At 44.9% G+C, this 7,834-nt stretch carries 6 protein-coding genes; 3 read left to right on the top strand and 3 right to left on the bottom strand.

Annotated elements, in window-relative coordinates:
• Window positions 1–447: 447 nt before the first annotated feature.
• Both WBA89_RS28540 and WBA89_RS28535 read right to left on the bottom strand, forming a co-directional pair.
• Complete coding sequence (locus WBA89_RS28540) at window positions 448–690, bottom strand: hypothetical protein (RefSeq protein WP_424410993.1); 243 nt, start codon at window positions 688–690, stop codon at window positions 448–450.
• 133 nt (window positions 691–823) lie between these two features.
• The gene (locus WBA89_RS28535; protein WP_424410992.1) at window positions 824–3,382 is read right to left on the bottom strand and encodes a sigma 54-interacting transcriptional regulator; all 2,559 of its coding nucleotides are present in this window, start codon (window positions 3,380–3,382) and stop codon (window positions 824–826) included.
• Window positions 3,383–4,109: 727 nt separating this feature from the next.
• Here WBA89_RS28535 and WBA89_RS28530 point away from each other — a divergent pair.
• Window positions 4,110–4,736: a Uma2 family endonuclease gene (locus tag WBA89_RS28530; protein ID WP_424410991.1), complete on the top strand. Its 627-nt coding sequence runs from the start codon at window positions 4,110–4,112 to the stop codon at window positions 4,734–4,736.
• A 240-nt stretch (window positions 4,737–4,976) separates the two neighbouring features.
• Here the strand turns inward: WBA89_RS28530 and WBA89_RS28525 are convergent, their stop codons facing one another.
• A complete protein-coding gene (locus tag WBA89_RS28525) occupies window positions 4,977–5,879 on the bottom strand; it encodes an undecaprenyl-diphosphate phosphatase (RefSeq protein ID WP_424410990.1) in 903 nt (300 codons plus the stop codon).
• A 431-nt stretch (window positions 5,880–6,310) separates the two neighbouring features.
• Here WBA89_RS28525 and WBA89_RS28520 point away from each other — a divergent pair, with 431 nt between their 5' ends.
• On the top strand, window positions 6,311–6,922 hold the full coding sequence (locus WBA89_RS28520; RefSeq protein WP_424410989.1) for a thylakoid membrane photosystem I accumulation factor: 612 nt from the start codon (window positions 6,311–6,313) through the stop codon (window positions 6,920–6,922).
• A 553-nt stretch (window positions 6,923–7,475) separates the two neighbouring features.
• Window positions 7,476–7,834: response regulator (locus WBA89_RS28515; protein WP_424410988.1), on the top strand; the 359-nt coding region annotated here is incomplete at its 3' end.

Below are 7,834 nucleotides of genomic sequence, written 5' to 3'. Positions count from 1 at the left end.
CTGTTGCTCATATAGATTGTGTATGGCGATTGAGGGGGAGAGGGGGAGAAGGGGAGAGGGGGAGAAGGGGAGAGGGTGAGAGAATTTGACGATTTTTGATTGTCATCAAAATATACAATGTTTATTTGCACAACAGCTTATCTCGGTTAAAAACCCGGTTTCTTTATTTCGAGTGCGTCCATAACTATATATTTGAATATCTCAATATCATTATCACATTTCCCGTCCTTTGTCAACTTTTTTTCGCAGCATCCGGGGCAGGGATTTGTCAGATTTTATATTTTTTTGATAGTCACTCTATTGATATGCGAATAATTGGTTGATAGTCGCTGTTGTAATTGTTCAAGCACAGGTTGAATATCTGTTGGAATTTGCCGGTATTTCTTGGCGAGGTTTTTCAATTTTCGCTGAAATTCAGGTATGAGACGAATCTCAACAAGGGGAGAATCAGTCAACGTCGATTCCCTCCCACAGTTGAGAAAGGGGTAATGTTTGTCCAGTCATGGCTTGCTGCCAAGATTGGCCAAAGTTTGCTGCTGAAAAATCTGTATCTTGCTCTGTTGTTGCAGCTTCAGTTTCCAGAGAATGGGTGCGCTGAATAATAGCGGATAGTGTTTTAAGTAGTTCAAGCTGTTCTGTCAGTGACAGTGACTGAGCAAGATCGATCGCTTGTTGAAGTTGTGAAGTCACAGTAAATCCTCCTGATTTTATTTTATACCAATTTCATAAAGTTATGCTACTACCCCCCCCAACCCCCCCCTAAATCGCGGGGGGGTTGGGGGGGGGTAGATATCTAGCGCTATTTTATGAATTTGGTATTACATTAGTTACCAACGATCGCATACCACAAACTCACCATCAGGCACAAACTCGCTAAATGCTGAGGAATCAAAGATTTAATCGATCGCTTAGCAATTTTTTGAGTCACAAATATCGTCACCAACAACGAGACAATCAAAGTAAAACCTTGCAAAAAGCTAATCACCGCTGGATCTCCTACAAAACTCGGCAAATCATCTCTAATTTGTCCGAAAGTGGCAAAAGTTACCGGAATCAATCGCCCGCCTTCCTGCAAACCCAATCGCCAATAGTGAGCCAAACTACCGCCCCAAACCAGGGGTAGATATCCGTATGCAAGAAAGACAAATGAGAGAGGTTTATAGGTTGTAAATGGGATAGTGTTTGCTTGTCCCAATCGGTAAATTGCCTGCATGACGGCGTAAGCTACTAACGGAATTAGCGGCGGAATAATTAACACCGCGATCGACATTCCTAAGTGAGGTAAAAATTGATCTAAATTGATGCCCAACCCCAATAAACTATCGATTTCCGGTAAACGATGGAGATAGATACCGCCTAATAATAGAAATAACAAGGCAACTTCATAACTGTGAGGAACATGGGTTGTCCACAATTCAATTCCGGGAGGGCGCACATTTAATTCTACGGATCGATGGGGACAAGCTTTTAAGCAAGTCATGCACAAAACGCAATCTTTATTATCAGTTAATTGGGCGGGATGGGAATAAATTGGACATCCATTAGTGGTTAATCCTTCCCCCAAGCCCGGGCCGCCTTTATAACATTGGTAGGTGGTGCATTCCGCCGCGCAGGTTCCTTGTTGGGCGCGCAATTCGACGATCGAAAGTTTAGCAAATAATCCATTCATGCCTCCGATGGGGCATAAATACCGACACCAAAGCCGCCTTTCAAAAATTAGCGAAAAAATTACCGCGCCAGCCGTTATCAGCAATAACAAACAACTGGATAAATAGGCGGTATTTTCTAAATTCCACAACTCTTCCCAGAGAAAGATTAGGGTAAATAGTCCGAATAGAAACCAACCACCCCATTTTTCTGCTACTTGGCGCGGCCATTTTTTGAGAGTTCGCGGGAAGATTTTCAGGGATAGTTTTTGGACGATTTCCCCATAAATCATAAAAGGGCAAAAGGCACACCACAATCGCCCGACGATGGGGAATAATAATAACATCAACGGCCACCACCAGGCCCAGAAAATGTTCAGAGCAAAATTATGCTCTCTATCTTGGGGGGCAACAAATAGGATGATTACTACTAATGCAAATACCCAACTTGTAAACCAATAATTCACGCGATCGGGATACCAATCGCTCCGCAAAAATTGCCTAAATTTAGGATAGATATTTAATAAATTCAGGCGAAATTTTTGTTTTTTCGCCGCCTGGGCCCAAAATACTTCTTCGGTTAGTACCTGACTTCCCTGGGCTTGAACTAAAGCGCGATCGACCATTCCCTGCAATTCCTGCAAATTACCGGGGAAATCGTAGGCTTGCAAGCGGCGAATTGCTTCTGGTGTGACTTGGGGCTTGACTAATTTTTTTTGGCGACCAATGATATTGATATAATAGTTGACTTGTGCTTCTAAATCTGTTTTTCGCACCCGCAAGGATGGGACTTTAATCTTGTGTTGTGTTAGCTTATCTAGCTTGGGCTGCACACTTTCTGAGATTAAAATTATGCGGACATTAGTAGAACGCGGTGGCGGTGGTATTTGTCCTTCTTTGACTACTGGTGTATAGGTTCCCTCGGTTAAGAGTTGCTGAATTTGGGGGGATAATCGATCTGGTAATTCTTGCACGTCATTGAAAATTAACGTTCCTTCGCCCAACCATTCCAATAATCCCGGTTTGCCGCCCAAACGCCCGAATATTTCTGCTCCATTAGGCTGCAGCAAGGCACTTTTGAGCTGAATAACTGGTTCGTTGCGGCCGTTGGAACCGAAATGAATTAAAGCAGCTAAATTATCTTTTTCTAAACCAGGTTCGCCCGAGATTAGTACCGATCGATTGTCATTCGATGCTGTGCGAATTTGTTGGCGCAATTTCACTGCATAACGGCTATTTCCAATTACTCCGCGTTTCGCCCTTGGTACTAGATAGCTGCGGAGGGCGTTTTGACGCTCTCTTTCGTAGGCGATTTGTGCTTCTAGCTGCTCTAATTTCGCGGCCAAGCGTTGAGCGTAGGCTTCGGTGATGCGTGGATATCTTTCTAGCAAACTGCGCCAGCGCGAGGCACTAATTACCCAAAATTGACATTCTGTACGGGCAATAATTCGACTATCTGCCGGTTGCGATCGCTGGAGGGCTGATAAATTGACGATCGCCCCCGGTAACAAACTACTCCCCCACATTAAACCGGGTTGTTTGCGGCGGTATCGATCGGCTTGTCCGCTTTCTAGGATGTAGAGATTGGTGACGGGCGTATCTTCGATTACCACTCGAAATCCCGCGGGAAAAGTTGACATGGACATTTCCAGCGCGATCGCCTGTAAAATCTCGCGGGATAATATGCCTAATTCGGTGTTCGATTCGAGCCAGTTAACTAATTTTTCGGTAGACATCGCTTAGCCTCGGCGAAAATAGAATTGTAGTATCGATAATAAATTTGGTTCCGGTCAGAAACCTGGAAATAATTATATTGTTTTTTGATATTGTTTGTTAAATTCCTTGAATGTATCTGTGAGAGGGGAGGAGGACACTCTTCGCTTTTCGCTTTTAGACTTCGATCTAATGATTAGACTTGTTGGGATTTAACGGAGAAAATCGCTGAAAAGTTTGTCACCATTAAGTTTCAGGCACTTCGAGACAATAACCGCTAAAAGGCTTGCTAGGCTTTTGACTTCAGAGTTTTTTGAATTTATCACCCAACAAGTATATTTGTTCTGGTAGACTGAAGGCATTGATTGGGCTAAGTTGACCTGTCAGGAACTCAGGGCTTAAGCCACTGAGCTTGTAAGAAATTACAAGCTATTCTGACCAGACCCCTATACGGAGGAGACGTCCCCCACCGGTCACGACACCGGCGAATGCGACGCTAGTTTTCCGCTCTGTCATCTGCAATTAAACAGTTTTAAAGTCACTCTTTACAGTGTTGCAGGTCTAAAAAGCCTTTATAACCAGGTCGAAGCGAACATTACCCGAAAGGGATTCGGAGACAACCATATCTCCACAGAGGGGCAACCATACCCCTCTAACCCCGAAAGGGGATTCAAGGCGATTGAAATCGCCTGGTCGTTTACCTCTCAGCACTCTTTGTGACTGAGTTTCCCACATACCGTATTTCTTTTTATGACCATTGCGATCGACCAACCAATACAACAGAAGCCACTCAGCTTTGACGAGTTTCTCGATCGTTATGGTGGCGATAACCGCTATGAACTGATCGATGGAGAGGTGTTTGATTTGGAACCAACAGGCTCGCATGAAGAAGTTGCAGCCTTCATTACCACAAAAATCTGTGTTCAGATCGACGGAATAGGTTTGCCTTGGTTTGTCCTTCAGCGGGGACTATTGCGCCCTTCTAATAGTAGTATGACAGCATTTCGACCTGACATTGCAGTTGTCAATCGAGAGGAACTTCCCAAAGAACTGCTTTGGTATGAACAGTCGATTCTGACTCTAGGTAGTTCGATTAAATTTGTGGCTGAAGTTGTGAGTAGCAACTGGCAAAACGATTATGCCCGTAAGGTTGAAGACTGTGCGGCTTTAGGCATCCCCGAATATTGGATTGCAGACTACGCAGGATTGGGGGGTACTCGACACATAGGAAAACCCAAACAGCCTACCCTCTCGATCTGTACTCTAGTGGATGGAGAGTATGAAATTCAGAAGCTTCGAGGCAATCAGGCGATCGTTTCTCCAACTTTTCCAGGGTTGAAACTGACGGCGGAAAAAGTATTGAGGGCTGGCGGGTGATCGCCTGTAAGATATCGCGGGATAATATGCCTAATTCGGTGTTAGATTCGAGCCAGTTAACTAATTTTTCGGTAAACATCGCTTAGCCTCGGCGAAAATAGAATTGTGGTGCTATAGCCTTTCTGTGCTCTGGTATGAGGTACAGAAAGGCCCGCGCAGGGCATACCTCACTTTTGTGAAAACCGCTATACATCAATATTAACGGCAACTATAGCACGTTCCGTTCAAGTCAGTATTGTTTTAACTATTTCTCAATGCTCCACCTGCGATCGCCGTTAAAATAGCTACGCCAAAAGCCAGTCTATACCACACAAACACCCACATATTTTGAGTTTGTAGGAACTTCATCAGCCACGCGATCGACAAATAGGAAAACACAAAAGCCGAAATCGTTCCCACTACCAAAGCGGGAACTCCAGCACCGCCGATTCCTTCTCCCAAAGCACCCTTCAATTCCACTAATCCCGCCAGAGTAATTGCCGGAATTCCTAATAAAAAAGAAAACCGCGCGGCGGCGGCTCTTTCCAATCCCATAAACAATCCTGCTGTTAGGGTGGAACCCGATCGCGAACACCCCGGAATCAAGGACATTGCTTGACCTAATCCCATCACAATACCGTCTTGGACGGTTAATTTTTCATAAGTGCGATCGCGCGTGCCAATTTTTTCGGCTGTTGCTAGCAGCAGCGACATCACGATCGAAGCAATGGCGATGCTAGCCAAACTCCTCAGCGGCGATTTGTCAAAATCTGGAACCAATATCTTGATTAGCAACCCAAAAAAGACTATAGGTATTGTTCCCAAAGCAATCCCCAATGCCATTTTAAATTCTTGCGATTTGTAGTCGCGCTGCATCACAGCGTTGAATGCACCAAAAGTTATATCTGTCAAGTCTTTCCAGAAATACCAAAGTACGGCGACAATGCTGCCTAACTGAATCACAGCAGTGTATGCTACACCAGGGTCGCCCCATCCCAGGGCGATCGGCACTACCTTCAAATGAGCGCTGCTACTAATTGGTAAAAACTCCGTTAATCCCTGTACAATTCCTAAAACAATCGTCTGCACAAAATTGAGTGGAGCGGGCCCGCCAACATCAGCAGCCGCGGTTTGGGCGAGGAATGCGTCAAGCAAAGCTATCATTAGTTGTCAATTTCTAGTTATCAGTTGAATTTTACATTTTGCACTATTCTCAGAAGCTAGAATTCAAGCCCACAACAAATAATTTTTCTTGTGGTGCGGGAACTTCCAGCCCTCCGCTGAAAAGCCAAAATAGCGAGGTTCTGTCAGTTGAATCGCCTTGTCGATCGCGGATCGGGAGCATCTCAATTTTGAATTTGTAGTTTTGTCCCCCCCGATGGAGAATATATAATCCTCGATCGGGGGAGGCTACTATAAAAACATACTTTTTACATTAATTGAGATCCTGCCTGTCGATCGCAACAACAAGCAAATTATCATAGTATATTCCCAACTACTTTAACCTACTCAGGAACATTTGCATACATTTGCTGATAAACTTAAAATAGTTTTTGTTTTTGATGAAGCCAGCTTACAGCAACTGCCAACAACCTATGATATTTTCTGCATCCAAAAAATTAACTGTTACTGCTGCTTCTGGCATCCGCTTGCTGCGGCGAATCTTGTCCGGCAGTCTTTTAACAGTGGCGATCGCCCTTAGCTTGATACTGCTCGCCGGCACAGCGCCTGCGGGAGCAAGTCTCACGGACGATCGCTTCGACGGTACAATTTTTGCTCTCTACGCCGGCAACGGTTCCCTAGTTCCTCCTAAAGTCAAACTCACAGATTCTTTCAAACGCAAGAAACCCGCACTGTTAGTGTTTTACACAGACGACAGCAGCGACAGCAAGCAATACGCGATAGTCGTTTCTCAACTCCAGGAATTTTACGGCCGCGAAGCCGATTTTATCCCGGTAATCATTGACTCTTTGCCTCCAGAACCGTCACCGGAACTCACCGAACCAAGTCATTATTACGAAGGTTTCGTACCTCAAACCGTCATCCTAGACCAATCTGGAAAAGTAGTTTTCAACGAAAAAGGACAAATACCGTTTGAACAGGTAGACGATGCTTTTAGGAAAGTATTTGACTTGTTGCCTAGAGAAAAATCTCTACCGCTGAAACGCCGTGTCGTGAACGAACTAAACGTCGAATTGTCGAAGTAACATCTAATTGCTGACAGCTAATTGCTGCAGCAATTTTTAACGGTTTCCTAACGATTGTTTTGCGGTACTGTGCTGGTGTCCGGTGCGCTGCGGCGCACCCACAAAAAGTCTGGCGTGTCTGTATAGGTTGGTTGAAAGTCTCTGTTTCGGTTTGAAATCTCGTAGAAATTTTAATGCCAGTTTGCCGATCGCTTGAAACTTTTAGTTATCCCTCTTTTATAGCGGTTCGATCGCGTTGTGAGGTATCCCGGCGCGGGCCGCGGAGACCTGCCCGGTTTGGCCAGTAGCATCTCATCTTTCGCTTGAAATGCTAGCTCCCTCTCCCTATATAAAAAGATATAACCCTTGCCAAATCAGACTTTTACTCTCAAGTACGGATCGGATCGATCGTATTAGAAAATAAAGCCAAAAAGCTAATCCCAGTAAAAGTTTTAAAAGTTACCTTCTATTTTTGTTTTCGGAGAGTGACAGGAGAGGGATATTGTGTAATTTTAAATATGTCCGCGCAATTCTGGCGGCTGTATCCTAAAGAGTAAGTTGTGGAGCCGGTGTTATGGCAAAGATTTTGACGATCGCGGATGCTGCGACTTTTGAAGTCGTGCAAGAGTTGCTCTCAGGGGAGGGACATCAAGTGAGAGTCGCCCCCGACGGTAAGGATGGTTTAGATTTGGCGCGGGAATTCTCCCCGGATGCGATATTTTGCGATGGGACTTCGGCTCAAATCAACTGGTTGGAGATGTGCCGGTTGGTGAAAGCCGAGCGAGAATTGGCGGCTGCTTATTTTGTGATGCTGACAACACCAGAGCAATTTGAAGAAGTTCAAGAATTCGAGGGGCTGATTGACGATTTCCTGTTTAAACCGATAGTTAAGCAAGAATTGTTGGGGCGGGTGCGCGCGGGGAAGCGATCGCA

It is taken from the genome of Microcoleus sp., assembly GCF_049646505.1.
Classification (GTDB): Bacteria; Cyanobacteriota; Cyanobacteriia; order Cyanobacteriales; family Microcoleaceae; genus Microcoleus.
The sequence above is the reverse complement of the archived record's forward strand: the minus strand, read 5'-3'. Positions and strand labels throughout refer to the sequence as shown.

Excerpts from the sequence above, each read along its gene's own strand:
- WBA89_RS28535 (WP_424410992.1), bottom strand. The coding sequence starts at position 3,382 with ATGTCTACCGAAAAATTAGTTAACTGGCTCGAATCGAACACCGAATTA.
- WBA89_RS28530 (WP_424410991.1), top strand. The coding sequence starts at position 4,110 with ATGACCATTGCGATCGACCAACCAATACAACAGAAGCCACTCAGCTTT.
- WBA89_RS28525 (WP_424410990.1), bottom strand. The coding sequence starts at position 5,879 with ATGATAGCTTTGCTTGACGCATTCCTCGCCCAAACCGCGGCTGCTGAT.
- WBA89_RS28520 (WP_424410989.1), top strand. The coding sequence starts at position 6,311 with ATGATATTTTCTGCATCCAAAAAATTAACTGTTACTGCTGCTTCTGGC.